The sequence below is a fragment of the Aurantiacibacter sp. MUD61 genome, assembly GCF_027912455.1.
GTDB lineage: Bacteria > Pseudomonadota > Alphaproteobacteria > Sphingomonadales > Sphingomonadaceae > Alteraurantiacibacter.
The window spans coordinates 405,905-422,575 of the sequence record NZ_CP115446.1 but is presented as its reverse complement, the minus strand read 5'-3'; the positions used below and the strand labels follow the sequence as shown (position 1 = coordinate 422,575).

Here is a 16,671-nt window from a genome sequence, read left to right as displayed (position 1 = left end):
CAGCACGAACGGATTTTCAATCCGTGGCGGCAGCCTCAACCTTCGCCAGCAGCGCCTCTACCTGCACTTGCGCGCCCTGGCTGGCTGAAAGCTCCGCCACCACGCCATCGAAAGGTGCGGTGAGCGCGTGTTCCATCTTCATCGCTTCGAGCACCATCAGCCGCTGGCCCGCAGTGACCGCATCACCCTCCGCCACATCGACCGCGATGACCTTGCCCGGCATGGGCGCGAGGATGTCGCCATCGGCGGCGGCTCCGGGGCCGCCTGCTTCGTGGCGGGCTTCGGTTAGCATAAAGGTTTGACCATCTTCATCGACGAGATATCCGTCAGATGTCCTCTCGACCCATGCTGCGGAGTCGATGTCGATCTCGGCAAAAACAACTTCGTGTGTGGACGCGCCGTCGTTCAGTTGGACAACGATTTGTCTAGCTTCTCGATTAAGCCGAAAACCGAGATTCCCCCAAGGACCAAGATCGTTCTCGAGATAGGTTTGGCGAATGTCTCCCGGTCGACCTCCTCTAGCCCTGTCAATCACCAAATGGGCGACGGATTGGAGGACGCGCTCGGAGGGTTCTTCGTCTGGGATGAACTGATCCAACTTTGCCGCAATGAGACCGGTGTCCATTGTGCCGGAACGAAAGTCTTCGTCATCCAGCAACAGGTTTAGAAAGCCTGCATTGCATTTGACCGGCCAGCAAATGACATCGCCGGTCATCTCTTGGAGATCATTGATCGCGGCTTCTCGGCTTTCGGCATGGGTTACGAGCTTGGCGATCATCGGGTCATAATACGGAGATATTTCGCCGCCCTGCTCGACACCGGTCTCATTTCGCCTCTGCTTCGATCGACGGCTCAAATAGGGGAGGCGAAAGTAAGTGAGTGGCCCCGTGCTCGGCAAAAACCCCTTCGCGGGATCTTCAGCATAAAGCCGCGCTTCAATCGCCCAGCCATCGATGCTGAGCTCCTCCTGCTTCAGCGGAATCTCTTCGCCGCTTGCCACGCGTAGTTGCCATTCGACGAGATCCACGCCGGTGATCTCCTCGGTCACCGGATGCTCGACCTGCAGGCGGGTGTTCATCTCCATGAAGAAAATGCGGTCGGCGCGCAGGCCTTCGCTGGCGTCGGCGATGAACTCGATCGTTCCCGCGCCCTCGTAATCGACCGCCTTGGCGGCGCGTACGGCGGCGGCGCAGATCTCTGCGCGGGTTGCCTCATCCATGCCCGGAGCGGGTGCTTCCTCGATCACCTTCTGGTGGCGGCGCTGGAGCGAGCAGTCGCGTTCGAACAGGTGGACGACATTGCCGTGGCTGTCGCCGAACACCTGCACCTCGATATGGCGGGGCGAGGTGATCCACTTTTCCAGCAAAACTTCGTCGTTGGAAAAGCTCGCCTTGGCTTCGCGCCGGCAGCTTTCGAGATCGGCTTCGAAATTCTCAGGGCTATCGACCTTGCGCATGCCCTTGCCGCCGCCGCCCGCGACCGCCTTGATCAGCACCGGATAGCCGATGGCATCGGCCTCTTTCTTGAGCCGTTCGACCGACTGGTCCTCGCCGAGATAGCCGGGGGTGACGGGCACGCCCGCTTCCTGCATCAGCGTTTTCGCGGCATCCTTCAGGCCCATCGCGTCGATACTGGAGGGTTTGGGACCGACCCAGATCAGTCCGGCATCGATCACCGCCTGCGCAAACCCGGCATTCTCAGACAGGAAGCCATAACCCGGATGGATGGCCTCCGCGCCTGTCTCCTTGGCCGCGGCGATAATCTTCTCGCCGACCAGATAGCTCTCCGCAGCAGGCGAGGGGCCGATGTGGACAGCCGCATCCGCCATGCGCACGTGCAGCGCCTTCGCATCGGCATCCGAATAGACGGCAACCGTCGCCACGCCCATTTCACGCGCGGTGCGCATGATCCGGCAGGCAATTTCGCCGCGATTGGCGATGAGGAGTTTAGCGATCACAGTAACCCTGGTCCCATTGCTTGGGCAGGTCGCTGGTTCGACCTGCCAGATAATCGGCAAAAATCTGCTGAACTTCATCCAGCGTGAAAGCGCATTCGGAGGTCAGGTCCGGGTCATGGGTAAACAGCTTTTCCCACCACGACCTTTTCGGCTTGGGCTTTGCTGGCGGCAGCTCCGGGTGACGCGGGACTGCGTGGAAATGCGTCTCCTCGCCCCCGCCTTCGCGCTTTTCCACGACGAGCCCGTTACCGAAGACGGCAGTCTGGATATATGTGCTGCCATCAATGCTCAGGATTGCACGGTCGGTGCCATCGCCAAGCCGCGCGAGTTCCGCGCGAAGCTGGTCATGTGTCACATCATCGATGTTCGCAAGATCGGTTTCCAAGTGCATCAGTTTTCTGAGCAGCCCTCGGTGATGTGGGAATAGGTGACGGTGGCGATTTTCCATTCGCCCTCCACCCGCATCAGGGTGAAGATATTGACGCCGCAATGGCTGCGATTGCCATCGATGAGGAATTCGAAATTGGCGGTCACGACAGCGACTGGCCCATCTTCGAAGCCGCGCAGGTTCCAGATCGGTTCTTGCAGAGGCACAGGGTTGGCGGCGATGCTCTGCACCAGCGCGCTCATCGGGACCACGCCGACCCGGTCATCGTTCTCACGCTCTTCGATGAACAGAACCGGCGCCTGATCGACCAGCAGCTCGGCCATCGCCGTTTCGTCTTTGGCATCGAAAGCGTTCATGAATGCGACGACTGTCTGGATCGGCCCCTCGGCATGGTGCTGTTCCTGCGCCAATGCAGGGGCGGACAGCGTGATCGCCAGCGCGGCAATCAGAGCGGACAGTAATTTACGCATAGGGCCTCTCCTCGAACCCGGTCGGAATGCCTGCACGTAGTTGCAAATGCAACCGCCTGCTGCCGCGAAAGACTAGTCCTCCAAGCGGCGAATGTCCTCGTCCGGCAGCGGTTCCATCGCCGCATCGGGAATGGGCCCGTCCATGCGCGCCAACATCATCAGTTCGCCGCGTGTCCATTTGGGCATTTCGTCGGGCGGGTAGGAGCCGGAGATCGCCTCCTTAAGAGCGGCGCCAACCAGCCCCAGCTTGACCGGAAGCGTCGTGTAGACACGGCTGTCCCACGCAGCGCCTTTGCGCGCGGAGACTTCGCGGCCAATCTCGCCATAGATATTGGCGGCTGAAAGAATGGCCCAGCGCTGGCGGAAACGCAGCCGCATCGCGCCGACACGGGCTGCGGCATCGTGCCGTGCGGCCATGTCCGTCATCCGTCGGGCCAGGGTCACCAGCTGCTCGCGATATTGCGGCTTCATGTGCTGGCCAGGGGGAATATCCATTTCCACCAGCCATTCCTCAGGAATGTAGCAGCGGCCCGCCGCGTCATCTTCCCAGATATCGCGCGCAATATTGTTGAGCTGGAATGCAAGGCCGAGGTCGCAGGCGCGGTCCAGCGTCTCCGTCTCATCGGCCGGCACTCCCATGACGCGGGCCATCATAACGCCGACAGCCCCCGCGACGTGGAAGCAATAGCGCATCAGATCGGCTTCGGTGCGCGGTCGCCAGCCTTCGGCATCGAGCATGAAGCCTTCGATCACATCGTCGCACATTTCGCGGGTGAGGCCGGTTTCGGCAGCCACAAGGCCGAGCGCATCGAAAGCGACATCGGCGGTCGGCTGACCATCGAGCGCGCGGTGGGTGAGGATACGGATCGCTTCCACCCGGTCTCTCGCGGAAGCCTCGTCAAGTTTCAGCTCGCCGCCATGATCCTGCCCATCGGCAATATCATCGCAGCGGCGACACCAGGCGTAGAGCAGATGCGCCCGCTCACGCGTGTCCCTGTCGAACAGCATGGAGGCGACAGAAAAGCTTTTCGATCCCTGCCTGATGCTTTCGCGCGCCCGCCGCACCAAAGCCGCGCGCGGCCTGCCGCCGCCCACCTGCTTCGGGGTGGAGCGCAGGATCTGGCTCGGAACGAGGGGACGCGGCTTGATACGTTTCACAGATCGTCGACTTTCATCTGCACAATGGTTTTGATCGGTTCATAGGCTTCCATCTTGGCGAGCAATCCTTCGAGCGTGTCGGACACCTGCATAATGCCCTGATGCATCGGCCGTACAAAGCCAACCTTCGCCATATGCGCATTGAATTCGACCAGGCCATCGTAAAAGCCGAATGCGTTGAGGAGACCGACTGGGCTCTGGTGATAGCCCAGCTGTGCCCAGCTGATCGCTTCCCACAGCTCGTCCATCGTGCCGACACCGCCGGGCAGGGTGACGAACCCATCCGACAGATCGGTGAAGTACTGCTTGCGCTGGTGCATCGTGTCCACGACGTGTAGCTCGGTGCAGTCGAGATTGGCGACTTCCATGTCCTTCAAGGCCTGCGGGATGATGCCGATCACTTCCCCGCCTTCCTCCAGCGCGGCATAGGCGACAGCTCCCATCAGGCCCGCTTTGCCGCCGCCATAAACAACGCCGATCCCGCGCTTGGCGAGCGTGCGGCCGACGTCCGCGGCGAGCTCCATATAGCGTGGATCTTCGGGCGTGGCGGAGCCGCAGTAGACGGCGATGCGGTTCATGCGCTCAAATCCTCGATCATCAGACCAGCCGTCGCCTTGGCACTTCCGACCACGCCGGGGATACCCGCGCCCGGATGGGTGCCTGCGCCTACGAGGTAGAAATTGTGGATCTTGTCGTCGCGGTTGTGGCCGCGGAAGAAGGCGCTTTGCCACAGCACCGGCTCCAGGCTGAATGCGCTGCCGAGGTGAGCGTTCAGATCCTGCGAGAAATCCTTCGGGGCATAGTGGAATTTGTGCGTGATCCGATCATGGATGTCCGGGATCAGGCGGCGGCCCACTTCATCGAGCACGCGCTTTTCCAGCTGCGGGCCGACTTCGTCCCAGTTTACCGGCATCTTGCCCATGTGGGATACCGGAACGAGAGCGTAGAACGTGCTTTTGCCTTCCGGCGCCATGCTGGGATCGGTCACCGTCGGGTGGTGCAGATAGATCGAGAAATCGGACGGCAGCACGCCCTTGGCATAGATATCGTCGACCAGCCCTTTGTAGCGCGGACCGAACAGGATCATGTGGTGCGGGATGCCCGGCCAGCTGCCCTCGACGCCGAAATGCACCACGAACAGTGAAGGTGAAAAGCTCTTGCGAGTCAGCGACTTGCCATAGGATTTGCCGCGATGGCTCTTGCCGAGAAGATCCTTGTAGGAATGGACGATGTCTGCATTGCTGGCGACGGCATCGAATTTGCCTGACCATCCGCTCTTGGTCGTAACGCCCGTCGCGCGGTCGCCCATGGTTTCGACCTCTTCCACGCCGTCACCCACGCGCATCGTGCCGCCGAGCCGCTCGAAATGGCGGACCATCCCGGCGATCAGGCGATTGGTGCCGCCGCGCGTCCACCACACGCCGCCATCCTTTTCCAGCTTGTGAATAAGCGCATAAATGCCGCTCGTCTTGAACGGGCTGCCGCCGACCAGAAGCGTGTGGAAGCTCAGCGCCTCACGCAGCTTTTCATTGCGGATGTATTTGCTGACGATCGAATAGACGCTGCGCCAGGCCTGGTGCTTCATCAGCGCGGGCGCGGCTTTCAGCATGGACTGGAAGTTGAGGAACGGCTTGTGCCCCAACTTCACATAGCCTTCCTCATGCACAGCGGCGGAATATTTGAGAAACTCTTCATAGCCAGCGACGTCAGCGGGATCGAGCTTGGCGATCTCCTTGCGCAGGTTTTCTTCCTCGTTCGAATAATCGAAATTGGTGCCATCGGGCCAGTTGAGCCGGTAGAACGGCGTGACCGGCATCAGCTCGAGATCTTCGTCCATGTCATGGCCGGAAAGCTCCCAAAGCTCGCGCAGGCAATCGGGGTCGGTCACCACGGTCGGGCCGGCATCGAAAGTGTAGCCGTCCTTTTCCCAGAAATAGGCGCGGCCACCGGGTTTGTCGCGGCTTTCCACTACGGTCGTCTGGATGCCCGCGCTCTGCAGGCGAATGGCGAGCGCCATGCCGCCGAAACCGGCGCCGATTACACAAGCTGTCTTACCTTCGGGAGTGGTCATTGAGTGTCTTTCGGATGGGACGGAGTGAGGGGAGGGGAGTTTGAAAAGAGGGCGTGCGCGCCGCGCCAGATGGGGATGGGCGGCTTGCCGATCAGCGTGCGCGCCCGGTCGAGGAATGTCGAATGCCCGGCGTAGAATCTTTCGATCAGCGGTTCGGGCAAGCCATAGAAACGCTCGAAGATGCGAAATCGATCCTCAGGCTCTGCCCCGATGAAAAGCATGCGGCCGAGCGCGCGGTAAAACCCCATGGCAGACCAGTGCCTGCGCGCCTGCGCTTCGATCTTGGCAGAGAGCTGTTCGCCCGGAAGATCGGCATCTTCCACAATGGCCAGCGCAACATTGACCGCAATGGGCAAAGTATAGCTGGTGAGCGGATGGACAAATCCGCCGCGTCCACCAGCCACTGTCACGCCGGGTATACGCGTGGCCTCTTGATACGCACGGAAATTGCCACCGGTTATGACGGGAAGCACGCCCGTTTCAAAACTGACCGGCTCGCCTCCCAGCCCGTGCTGGCGGCAATATTGATCTATCCGGCCTGACAGGGCGCTGCGATCGAGATCGGGCCGGTCGGCATAATAGGTGTCTTCGACGAAAACGTCATGCGCGCCCAAAGGCAGGACATAGACGAAGCGATAGGCTCCGCCATTGCCGGCCGGGGCCACCTGGTCGACGCAGGCATCCATGATAATGGGCCTGGTCACGCCGTGGGGCTCAGGCGTGTGCACATGGCGACCCATGAATACCTGCCAACCGCCATTGAGGTGGGAGGAGGGCGCAAAGCCACGGCAATCGATAACGCTGCGCGCGGTGATGGTGGTGCCATCCGCCAGCTCCACCGCATCGGCAGACAGGCGAGAGACCTCTTTGCCCGTCAGAATCGTGCCGGGAGCGAGCTCTCGTTCCAGTGCAGCGGCAAAATCCTCGCTGGTGAGCGAGAGATAGCCTGCATCCAGCTCTCGCTTCAGATCGGGGAAATGGATGGCATATCCATCGTCCCACGTGGTCTTGCGGAAACGCTCCATCAGGGCATTGCCTTCGGGCGAGAGATCGGTCGAAAACCAGCTCCAGCGGTGATTGCCGCCGAGCGCAGGCCCGCTCTCGATCAGTCGCACGCGCAATTCCGGCCGATGCCAAGCCAGCGCGAGCGCGATCAGGCCGCCAGAAAGGCCGCCGCCCACAATCGCTATATCGCATATGCGCCCGCTCATCGCGTAACGCCTTAGCGGAATGGTGTTGCGGCGCAATGATGGTCACAAGTCCATGATGATGCAGGTCTGGCTGGAACCGCCCCGCCGTCTGGCACGTTGCAAGCGAAAGGTTTCAGGGGAATACTGATAATGATTACTCGCAAGCACACCGCCGCTTTTGCCAGCCTCCTTTCCAGCGCTGCCCTTCTGGTCGCAATTCCGGTCCAAGCGCAGGATGCTCAGGAAGCTGGTTCTCCAGAGGCGATGCCCGAACGCAATTTCGATCCGGGTGTGCTGGGCGGCGACTTTCTGACCGTTGGCGTGGGCGGTGCCTTTACCCCGTCCTACACCGGCTCGGACGATTATGTGCTGTCGGTCCTGCCCGTCGCCTTGGGCAATATCGGCGGTGTGCAGATTACTCCGCGCGCGGCTGGACTGCGGGTGGACTTCATCGAAAATCCCAGTGAAGGCATCGGGCTCGATCTTGGTGTGTCTGCGCGGCTGCGCAACAACCGGGCAGAGGACATCGAAGACGAAGTCGTCATCCAGTATGGCGAGCTCGATCGCGCAGTCGAAGTCGGGCCGAGCGTGGGGATTAGCATTCCCGGCGTCCTGATCCCCGTAGATACGCTCAGCTTCTCCACCGATGTGATGTTCGATGTTGCCGGCGCCCATGAAGGCACCGTTATCAGTCCGTCGGTTTCCTATACGACGCCGCTCAGCCGCGGCATCATCGCCAATCTCTCATTCAATGCAGAATGGGCGGATGAAAGTTTCCAGGACTATTATTTCCGCGTCGATCCCCTGAACACGCTCGTGCCGGACGATGATGCGCTGCCTGCCTATGAGCCCGACGGTTCAGGCTTCACCTCGGTGGGCGTCAATTTGTTGATGGGCTTCGACCTTGATGGCGATGCGACCAATGGCGGCTTCGGCGTGATCCTGCTCGGCGGATATTCGCGTCTGGTAGGCGATGCGGCCAATACGCCCTTCACGACCATTCGCGGTTCAAAAGACCAGTTCCTCGCCGCAATCGGACTGACCTACACCTTCGGGCTCTAGGACTTCGTCTCAGGCTGGCCGTGTTTTTCGGCCAGCCGGGAAAAGCGCCGTTCCGCGCCTTCGATCCGTTCGCGCATCTTGCCTTTCAGCGGCACGCCGGCGGAAAGGGGCATCGCGCGTTTGCCCGCCACATCCAGACCGTAAATGCGCTCGTCCTCACCGAAATAGGCGGTGGCGGGCAGGCCTTCGGGGCCGGCATCGCGCAGAGCAGTGATTGTGCCCTGGTCGACTCCCATCACCCATTCATCCTTGCCTTTGGTAAAGCTGACGACGGTTGAGCCGCTTTCGCTATCCCATCGGCCACGAAGGCGCACAGTCCCGCGCTTCTCCCGGCCATTGGAATAGGCAAGGTGGCGGCGAAATCGCAGGCGAAGGTGGGCGAAGCTGGCGAATGCAACAATCGCTCCCATTAGACCGACAAACCAGCGCAAAAGAAGCGGCATGCTCTCTTCCACGCGGACGAAATCGAGCGCGAGCGCGACGAAGGCAACGCCGATCGTTATTCCCAAAATTCCACGCAAAAGGCCGCCTCCCGTTTTAGCGGTGAGGCGGCCCTTATACGCCGACGCGGTTAAGCGAAGGTTTGCTTAGTCGTCGAGACCCAGATCGGGACGCGGTGTCGGCATTTCGGCATCGCGGTCACCGGTCTTCAGATAGGTGTCGAACCACTCCATCATGCGCAGATTGTAGTCATATTGCGCAGCTGCGCGGGCATTGCCGTGGCCTTCGCCCGGATAGAACACCAGCCGCAGCGGAGTGTCCGGACGGCGGATGCTGATATTGCGATAAAGCTCGAGGCTCTGCGAGGGGTGGACGCGCGGGTCGCTGTCACCGTGCATGATCAGCAGCGGCGTATCGGCGCGGTCGGCATAGTAGATCGGGCTGATTTCCAGCCATTCCTGCCAATTGTCCCACGGCCAGCTCTGCGCGTGCGCGTTGAACATTTCATACGGAATGTCGCCGGTGCCCACCTTGCTGATCTGGTTGGAGATACCGACGAACATCACGCCGGCAACGAATTCGTCCGAATAATAGGTGCTGCTCCAGCCGGTGGCATAGCCGCCGTAGGAACCGCCCGTTACGCCGACACGCTCGGGATCGGCAATGCCAGCTTCGGCCAACGCGTATTTCGCATCTACCAGATCGACGAATTCAGGGTCGGTGTAATTGCCCTGGTGCTGCAGCGCGAAGTCGACGCCATAGCCGGTCGAACCGCGATAGTTCGGCAGGAACACGGCATAGCCCTGACCTGCTGCGACCTGGCCGGGGCCGGAGTAATTGGTAACCCAGCCATTCGATTCGTGCGCCTCGGGCCCGCCATGCACGTCGAGGATCAGCGGAGCGCCGCCGGCAGGAACGCCGCCAACCGGCTCGATCAGCACGCCTTCGATTTCCTGACCATCACGTGCGCTGTAGGTGTAGGCGCGCTGCTCACCCATGGCGATGTTGGCGAGCCACGGATTGTGATCCGTCCAGCGCTGGAAGCCATTGCCATCGAACATGAACAGTTCGTTCGGGTGCTCGGGCGAGTTCGCCTCTACCGCGAGCAGATTGCCGCCCTGTTCGATGCTGGTGAGGATCAGGCCATCGGTATCGACCTCTTCCATCATGTCGCCATCGTCGCTGTAGAAGCGCAGGCTGCTCTGCACGCCGGTGTGGATGATCGTAGCAAGACGGCCATCTGCCATCCACTCAGCATCCACGGCGGCCTCTGCAGCGCCGGCGTTGAGCGCGCGATATTCGCCCGTCATCGCATCGACGAGGTGCAACGTCGTGTCCGCCGGATCATTGTCCGCAACGCCCGCGATCATCGAAAGCTGGGTGCCGTCAGGCGAAATCTCGATATCGCCGACCTTGCCGGGCGTTTCCACCGTGGTGATCGCGCCGGTCGCAAGGTTCAGGATGTGCGGACGCTTCGAGGTGTAGCTGTCGTCGATCAGCGGCGTCGGCGCGCTGGTGATCATCGCCCATGATCCATCGGGCGAAATTTCGAAACTGTCGACATAGCCCGGCACGGTGATTTCGCGCGGGTTCTCGTCCACTTCCATGCCCACATTGGCGACGAACATGCGGTTGAAGCTCAGCTCTTCTTCATAGATCTGCGCATCGAAACCGGCGCTGCGTTCGGCGGCGCGCTGTTCATCGGGGGCAGGGCCGACCAGCATGTAGACCTGGCTGCCATCGGGGCTGAAGTCGTAGGAATAGACCGGCGCATCCTCGACCGTCGCGAGCATGCGATAGGCACCGCCGCCAACCGGCACGCCGTAGACGGCGCGGTCACCGCCATTGTCGGTCCACAGGAAAGTGATCATGCTGCCATCGGGCGTGAAATCGACGCCGGAAATGCGCATGTCTTCGGGCAGATATGCTGTCGCCATCATCGGACCATTCGCTAGCATCAGCTGCTGGCCGGCGGTGCCATTGGCCTCGCCTTGAGTGACATCGGGGCGATGAACGCGGGTGTAAGCGATATTGGTGCCGTCACCGGAAACGGCCACGGTGCCGGTGCTTTCAACACGCGCGACATCTTCCGGAGTCATCACATCCTGCGCGAGCGCGGGAGTGAAGGGAAGCGCCAGCGCCGATGCCATCAGTGCGGGGCGAAACATATTCATGCGGGTATTCCTCTCGAAGGGTAAGTTTCGGATGAAACGAGACATAGCGATCAACGCCGGGAGATCAAATGCGATCCGGAGATGTAACCGGCACGCGGGTGCAGGCGAAGACAGGCGCGAACGCGCTTTGAGGAATATTCGTAATGCAATCCACCTTTACCGCCGCTGCACGAATGGCGGCGATCGCACTTCTGATCACGGTGATCACGCAGATCATCTACATCGCCATCAGCAATAGTGGCGGCACGCCCCCGCGCGATATTCTGTGGGGGATCGAGACGGTCACATTCGCTTTCATGGCTATCGCGGGCCTCGCACTCCTTCCGGCGCGCCCGTTGATCGGGGCAGGGATCGCGGCAGGCGGAATCTTCAACACCATTCAGTCCGGCATGGGTCTGGTGATGTTCGGCCCGCTGATGGACGGCGGAGAAGCGCTCGCGCCGGTGTTCGGGGCGGTGCTGTCGATGGCCTTCCTGCTCTATTTTGCGGCGAAGCTGGCGATCGGCTTTGCGGCGTTGGCAGCGGCGCTCTGTCTGTGGGGGAGCAAAGGGATCGCCAAGATCGTCGGCGCTCTGACCGGTGTCGCCGGGCTCGCCGCCATGGCGCTCAACATCGCCGCGATTTTCCCCGCGACCGATCTGACTTTCCCGGCTGGCGGCGCAGGCACGGCAGCCGCAGCGCTGCTGGCGCTCTCCCTATTCTTTGTAAAACGACCTTCCGCCGAGTGAACCAATGTCCTAGCGTCCCCCGCAGCAGCAGGAGGGGCGCTAAAATGATCAAAGCAAGCGTATCAGGGTTGGCGGTGTTGAGCCTGGCCTTTGCAGTTCCTGCTTTTGCACAGGATGCAGAAGCACCGTGTGACTACGAGATCGTCGTGCTCGGCGCAGGTCAGGATGCGGGCGCGCCGCAGATCGGCAATGCAGGTAACGACGGACCACGCCTTTTGCCCAGCAGTCTTGCGCTGATCGACTGGGTCGAGGGCACGCGATACCTTTTCGATGCGACCCCTGCCATCACCGAACAGCTCGCGATGCTAGACAGCATAGCGCCGCCGCAAGACGGGCTGGGCGTGGACGGCGTGTTCCTCACCCATGCGCATATAGGCCATTATCTCGGCCTCGCCTATTTCGGGCGAGAGGCAGCTGGTGCGAGCGGGATTCCCGTCTACGCAATGCCGCGCTTGGCAGAATTTCTCATCAGCAATGGGCCATGGAGCCAGCTTGTGGAACTGGAGAATATCGAGTTGATCGGCTTAGGTTCGGGCGATGCGGTGCAAGCGGTCGCACTCAGCCCAAGCTTGGTGGTAGTCGCTCTTCCGGTCCCGCACCGTGATGAATTTTCGGAGACCGTTGGGCTTTATATCATGCTGGAAGGTCGATCGGCGCTCTATCTTCCTGATATTGATAGCTGGGAAGGATGGACCGGCGCGAACGGACCCATGTTCGACAGGATGCTGGACCGGTCCGACCATGTCTTCATCGACGCCACCTTCTGGGACGATAACGAGCTGCCCGGTCGGGACATGTCAGAAATCCCACATCCGCGCGTGACCGAGACAATGGATTTGCTGCAAGACCTGCCCGCCAGCGAGCGCGCCAAGGTTCACTTCATTCATTACAACCACACCAACCCGATCCGCGACCCGAACTCGCCGGAAAGCCGCGAGGTCGCAGAGCGCGGCTTCAACGTCGCGCGGCGCGGGGACCGGTTTTGTCTTTGAGGCCGTGAAGCTAGTCCGGTCAGCTTGGCAGCTGGCAGTCGACATACACCTGATAGGTGATGCCATCATCGCCAGTGAAGGGATCGGACCTTTCACAGCTGAGCGTCAGCGGAGTTCCCACGCCGCCCCACTCGTCGAGGATGGCTTCCAGATGATCGTTGGCGAGTTCGAGGATGATCGGCTCATCTTCCAGTTGAGCGACTGCCGGGTCGGTATCGAGCGCGATATAGAGAAGGTCGCCGGAAATCGTCTCCCGTGCGGGAGCTTCCGGCTCGGCAGGCTGCGGCGCTTCGGCAATCGCGTCCTGACCTTCGTTGCTCATGGCGGTGTCGCCCTCATCTGTTGCAGGGTCCTGCGAACAAGCGACAAGGCTGGCGGACAGCAGGATGGCGGCGACACGATAGCGCATGAAATTCCCCCTCGATCAATTCTCTCAGAGGCAGATTAGCCTTAGCTCTGCGCTTGGCAAGTCAGCGCAGAAGATCAATTCTTCGAGCTTCTGCGAAGCCTCCCACGCGTAAAAACGTAATAGTCATCATCCGTTTGCCGCGATAAGGATTGGGAAAGAGGGGAATATCGCCATGAAATTTATCATTTTGTCTGTGTCTGCCGCTGCGTGCCTTTGCGCGATATCCGCTCCCGCCGCTGCGCAAATCGTCGTGGAAGGCAATGCCGCACGCGCCGATTCCCAATGGGGCGTAGAATTGGGCGCAGGATACGATATCGCAATGGTGCCCGGATTCACGCTACGCCCAGGTGGCGGTGTGCTGATCTATGCTGGCGAGAATGATCGTTACCGCACGGAGACTATCGCGGGCGGCACGGAAATTTGTCGCGATCTGAGCAATGGTCAATTTGCCGACAGCGAGGATTGCGACAACACCGAAATTCGCGCCTACGCCCGGCTCGAAGCGACCTACACCATTTTGGGCAGCGCAGAACTCGGCGTCGGAGGCCGATATAGCGGCGATGATGTCCAGCCGTATGGCACGGTCAGCTTCCCCATTGCTCCGCGCATTCGCATCAAGGCGAATGCGGGTGATGACTATTACGCGCTGGGCTTGAGGGCATCCTTCTAGGACCGATCCGCTTGTCAGGCTTCGCGCATCAGTGAGCTGGAATAGGGCTGCAGCAACTTTTCCGCTTTGTCCCAGCCGCCATGCAGCCATATGGCCCACGCACCCCGGTCGGGCGGCAGGATCGCGGGCATCGCATCACGGCCGGCCTGTTTGAGAACCGCATTGGGAGCGGCGCTCATCAACGCGAAGCCGGGGGCTTCGCTGTCTTTCCATACCGCCGCCATGGCGAACACCGGCTGGTCGGCGCACGCGAACCAGTGCTGGCGGCGCTTTCCGTCCGGACCCACGCGGCCCCATTCCATGAAGCCGGTGGCAGGCACGAGGCAGCGGAATTCCGGATTGCGCAGATTGCCGACCCAGAATGGGCTCTGCGTATTGCGAACGCTCAGCACCGGCCGCGCGGCTTCGTGCGCGCTCGGCGGAGGAGGGACACCCCACAGCCGGGGCACCATGCGCCAGGGCTGCCGACCTTTGGCAGGGCCTGCAATGAACTCGCGACCGGCTGTGATTATGGGCGCGAAGCTGGCCGGGGCCACGTGCCCGCCGCTCCACGGGTCATTGCCTGCGTCGACCCCGAAAGCATCGCCAATTGCCGCCGCATCGGCATCGAGACGGTAGAGCATCGTCATAGGCGCAGGCTGGCTTACCGCCCGGTCAGGAACATGTTGATCGTCAGCCGTCCCGTTGCAGGATCGGTGGTCAGCTTTTCGGGCTCAGGGATCACGCCCGAATGCAGCACGCGCCCGCGATAAAGGATCAGCCGGTCGGGCTGCGCTTTGACTTCGCCAATCAACTCGTAGCGATCGGTATCACCATAGTAATACACTTCGGGCGGCAGGCCGAATTCGGCCTCATCCGCTTCCAGTCCGGCGTTGTAGGCAGCTTCGCGCTCTGGCGTGATGGTCTCGAAGCCGGTGCGCTTGTGCCGGTAAAAGGCAGTGCCGCCCGTTTCCGGGCCAAGCAGGTAATGCATGATGGCGACGATATTGCCCTCGCCGTGATCGTAATGCGGGATGCGCTGGATAGGAGCGAGATCGGCGGGCGGCGTCGTCACGAGTGAAAAGGTGGAGACATCGAGACTGATGCCCTGCCGGAAGCCGAACACCTGCTGCAGCGCCTGAAACATCAGCGCCCGGTTGCGGTCGAGGTAATCGGGCTCGCACCAGCTGCGCAGCCCCGGATACATGGCGCCGGCATCCTGATAGGTCGCCGCCCGTCCGCGCTCCAGTAACTCGCCCGCCATACCGCTGAACCCGTCGATTTGCACGACGGGCTCGGCTTCGTTGCCAAAGCGATGGACGGTGACCTGCGGCTGCATCGTTACGGTGTGTAATATGTCGGAGAGCCCGGGCCAACCGGAATGCCGAGCACGAAGGTCCACAGGTAGAAGAAGATCGACCAGAAGAAGATGAAGAACATCGTGTAGGGCAGCATCATCGCGATCAGCGTGCCGACGCCGAGATCCTTCTGGTACCGCGTCGCCCAGGCGAGGATCAGGCCGAAATAGCTCATCATCGGGGTGATGATATTGGTCGTGCTGTCACCGATGCGATAGGCCGCCTGAATGGCTTCAGGAGAGTAGCCGATCAGCATCAGCATGGGCACGAAGATCGGTGCGGTCACCGCCCATTGCGCCGACGCACTGCCGAGCGAGAGGTTGATGATCGCGCACAGCAGGATGAAGAGGAAGAATACGGTCGGCCCCGTCATGCCGGTTTCGACAAGGAAGTTCGCGCCCGTCACCGCCGTGATCGCGCCCAGATTGGTCCAGCCGAAGAACGCCACGAACTGCGCCGCGAAGAACACGAGCACGATGTAGAGGCCGAGCGAGCCAAGCGCCGCGGCCATCGCATCGATCACATCGCGGTCTGTCTTCATCGTGCCGGTCGCGCGGCCATAGGCATAACCGATGGTGACGAAGAAAATGAGGATCCAGACGACAAAGCCATCGAAGAAAGGCGAATCCATCCGGTCGCCATCCTCGGCATTGCGCAGGATGCCCCAATCGGGAACGAGCGTAATCGCCATCAGCGCCAGCACGCCGAGCAGCGCGATGCCCGCCCAGCGCAGCCCCTTGCGCTCATTATCGTCGAGCGGCTTCATCATGCCATCGTCGAGGATCGTCGGATCGGCTTTGCTGGCATCGTATTTGCCGAGTTTCGGCTCGACGATGTAGATGCTGACCAGCGAGCCGATGATCGCGACAAGGAAAGTGGAGGCGAACATGAAATACCAGTTCGCGGTCGCCAGCACGGTATAATCCGGATCGATCAATTGGGCTGCTTCCTGTGTGATACCGGCGAGCAGCGGGTCGATCGTACCGATCAGCAGGTTCGCCGAATAGCCGCCCGAAACGCCCGCAAAGGCCGCCGCCATACCTGCAAGTGGATGGCGCCCCAGCGCATAATAGATCGCCCCGCCAAGCGGGATCAGCACCACATAGCCGACTTCGGATGCGGTGTTGGAAATGATGCCTGCGAAGACGATCGCGACCGTCACCAGCTTGGGCGGCGCGCCCATCACGAGGCTGCGCACGGCGGCGCTCAGCAAGCCCGATTTCTCCGCCACGCCGACGCCGAGCATGGCGACCAGCACCACGCCCAGCGGTGCAAAGCCGGTGAAATTGTCGACCAGCCCTGTAAAGATGCGCCGCACCCCGTCGCCATCGAGCAGGCTGACCGCGCGGATCATGCCATCCTCTGCCACGCCCGGAGCGCCAGCGGGACGCGGATCGACCACCGCCACGCCAAGATAGCCGAACAGGCCGGACAGCAGCACGATGCCCAAGGCAAGCAGGGCGAATAGCGTTACCGGATGCGGCAGCAAATTCCCCAGCCATTCCACCCCATCGAGGAAGCGGGTGAAGGCATTGCGCTTGCCTTCCTTGTATTCGTCTGTCGATGTGGGAAATTCGGTCATGCGGGCGATCCGTGCAGTGAGCAAAGTGAGCGCGCCTGCCTA

General features: G+C 61.2%; 17 protein-coding genes. 4 read left to right on the top strand and 13 right to left on the bottom strand.

Annotated elements, in window-relative coordinates; genetic code table 11:
* Nucleotides 1-16: 16 nt before the first annotated feature.
* From O2N64_RS02020 to crtY, 7 genes are all read right to left on the bottom strand, one after another.
* Complete coding sequence (locus O2N64_RS02020; protein ID WP_271078630.1) at nucleotides 17-1,957, bottom strand: acetyl/propionyl/methylcrotonyl-CoA carboxylase subunit alpha; 1,941 nt, start codon at nucleotides 1,955-1,957, stop codon at nucleotides 17-19.
* Nucleotides 1,947-2,348, bottom strand: a complete 402-nt coding sequence (locus O2N64_RS02015; RefSeq protein WP_271078629.1) for a hypothetical protein — start codon at nucleotides 2,346-2,348, stop codon at nucleotides 1,947-1,949. The genes O2N64_RS02020 and O2N64_RS02015 overlap by 11 nt, the downstream gene beginning before the upstream one ends.
* The gene (locus O2N64_RS02010) at nucleotides 2,348-2,815 is read right to left on the bottom strand and encodes a hypothetical protein (protein ID WP_271078628.1); all 468 of its coding nucleotides are present in this window, start codon (nucleotides 2,813-2,815) and stop codon (nucleotides 2,348-2,350) included. The genes O2N64_RS02015 and O2N64_RS02010 overlap by 1 nt, the downstream gene beginning before the upstream one ends.
* A 72-nt stretch (nucleotides 2,816-2,887) precedes the next feature.
* A complete protein-coding gene (locus O2N64_RS02005) occupies nucleotides 2,888-3,910 on the bottom strand; it encodes a phytoene/squalene synthase family protein (protein WP_442866747.1) in 1,023 nt (340 codons plus the stop codon).
* 59 nt (nucleotides 3,911-3,969) lie between these two features.
* Entirely contained in the window at nucleotides 3,970-4,551 is a 582-nt protein-coding gene (locus O2N64_RS02000; RefSeq protein ID WP_271078627.1) for a TIGR00730 family Rossman fold protein, read from the bottom strand.
* Complete coding sequence (locus O2N64_RS01995; RefSeq protein WP_271078626.1) at nucleotides 4,548-6,044, bottom strand: phytoene desaturase; 1,497 nt, start codon at nucleotides 6,042-6,044, stop codon at nucleotides 4,548-4,550. Before O2N64_RS01995 ends, O2N64_RS02000 begins: the two co-directional genes overlap by 4 nt.
* Nucleotides 6,041-7,255 (bottom strand): lycopene beta-cyclase CrtY, encoded by a 1,215-nt coding sequence (crtY, locus tag O2N64_RS01990; RefSeq protein WP_271078625.1) that lies wholly within the window; start codon nucleotides 7,253-7,255, stop codon nucleotides 6,041-6,043. The genes O2N64_RS01995 and crtY overlap by 4 nt, the downstream gene beginning before the upstream one ends.
* 129 nt (nucleotides 7,256-7,384) lie before the next feature.
* Between crtY and O2N64_RS01985 the strand changes: the two genes are divergently transcribed.
* Nucleotides 7,385-8,296 carry a MipA/OmpV family protein gene (locus tag O2N64_RS01985; RefSeq protein ID WP_271078624.1) on the top strand — a complete coding sequence of 304 codons (912 nt, stop codon included), beginning with the start codon at nucleotides 7,385-7,387 and terminating at the stop codon, nucleotides 8,294-8,296.
* Here the strand turns inward: O2N64_RS01985 and O2N64_RS01980 are convergent.
* Nucleotides 8,293-8,805, bottom strand: coding sequence for a hypothetical protein (locus O2N64_RS01980; RefSeq protein WP_271078623.1), 513 nt, complete (start codon nucleotides 8,803-8,805; stop codon nucleotides 8,293-8,295). The genes O2N64_RS01985 and O2N64_RS01980 overlap by 4 nt on opposite strands.
* A 78-nt stretch (nucleotides 8,806-8,883) precedes the next feature.
* Nucleotides 8,884-10,911 carry an alpha/beta hydrolase family protein gene (locus O2N64_RS01975; RefSeq protein ID WP_271078622.1) on the bottom strand — a complete coding sequence of 676 codons (2,028 nt, stop codon included), beginning with the start codon at nucleotides 10,909-10,911 and terminating at the stop codon, nucleotides 8,884-8,886.
* Nucleotides 10,912-11,054: 143 nt separating this feature from the next.
* On the opposite strand from O2N64_RS01975, the gene O2N64_RS01970 reads away from it, so the two are divergent.
* Nucleotides 11,055-11,639, top strand: a complete 585-nt coding sequence (locus O2N64_RS01970) for a hypothetical protein (protein WP_271078621.1) — start codon at nucleotides 11,055-11,057, stop codon at nucleotides 11,637-11,639.
* 44 nt (nucleotides 11,640-11,683) lie between these two features.
* Entirely contained in the window at nucleotides 11,684-12,631 is a 948-nt protein-coding gene (locus O2N64_RS01965) for an MBL fold metallo-hydrolase (RefSeq protein ID WP_271078620.1), read from the top strand.
* Between the two features lie 19 nt (nucleotides 12,632-12,650).
* Here the strand turns inward: O2N64_RS01965 and O2N64_RS01960 are convergent, their stop codons facing one another.
* Nucleotides 12,651-13,040: a hypothetical protein gene (locus O2N64_RS01960; protein WP_271078619.1), complete on the bottom strand. Its 390-nt coding sequence runs from the start codon at nucleotides 13,038-13,040 to the stop codon at nucleotides 12,651-12,653.
* Nucleotides 13,041-13,212: 172 nt separating this feature from the next.
* On the opposite strand from O2N64_RS01960, the gene O2N64_RS01955 reads away from it, so the two are divergent.
* Entirely contained in the window at nucleotides 13,213-13,710 is a 498-nt protein-coding gene (locus O2N64_RS01955; RefSeq protein WP_271078618.1) for a hypothetical protein, read from the top strand.
* Nucleotides 13,711-13,724: 14 nt separating this feature from the next.
* Here the strand turns inward: O2N64_RS01955 and O2N64_RS01950 are convergent, their stop codons facing one another.
* The 3 genes from O2N64_RS01950 to O2N64_RS01940 are packed head-to-tail and all read right to left on the bottom strand — an operon-like array spanning nucleotide 13,725 to nucleotide 16,629.
* On the bottom strand, nucleotides 13,725-14,339 hold the full coding sequence (locus O2N64_RS01950; protein ID WP_271078617.1) for an SOS response-associated peptidase family protein: 615 nt from the start codon (nucleotides 14,337-14,339) through the stop codon (nucleotides 13,725-13,727).
* Between the two features lie 14 nt (nucleotides 14,340-14,353).
* Nucleotides 14,354-15,028, bottom strand: a complete 675-nt coding sequence (locus O2N64_RS01945; protein ID WP_271078616.1) for a DUF6445 family protein — start codon at nucleotides 15,026-15,028, stop codon at nucleotides 14,354-14,356.
* Nucleotides 15,029-15,030: 2 nt separating this feature from the next.
* Nucleotides 15,031-16,629, bottom strand: a complete 1,599-nt coding sequence (locus O2N64_RS01940) for an AbgT family transporter (protein ID WP_271078615.1) — start codon at nucleotides 16,627-16,629, stop codon at nucleotides 15,031-15,033.
* Between the last annotated feature and the right edge of the window lie 42 nt (nucleotides 16,630-16,671).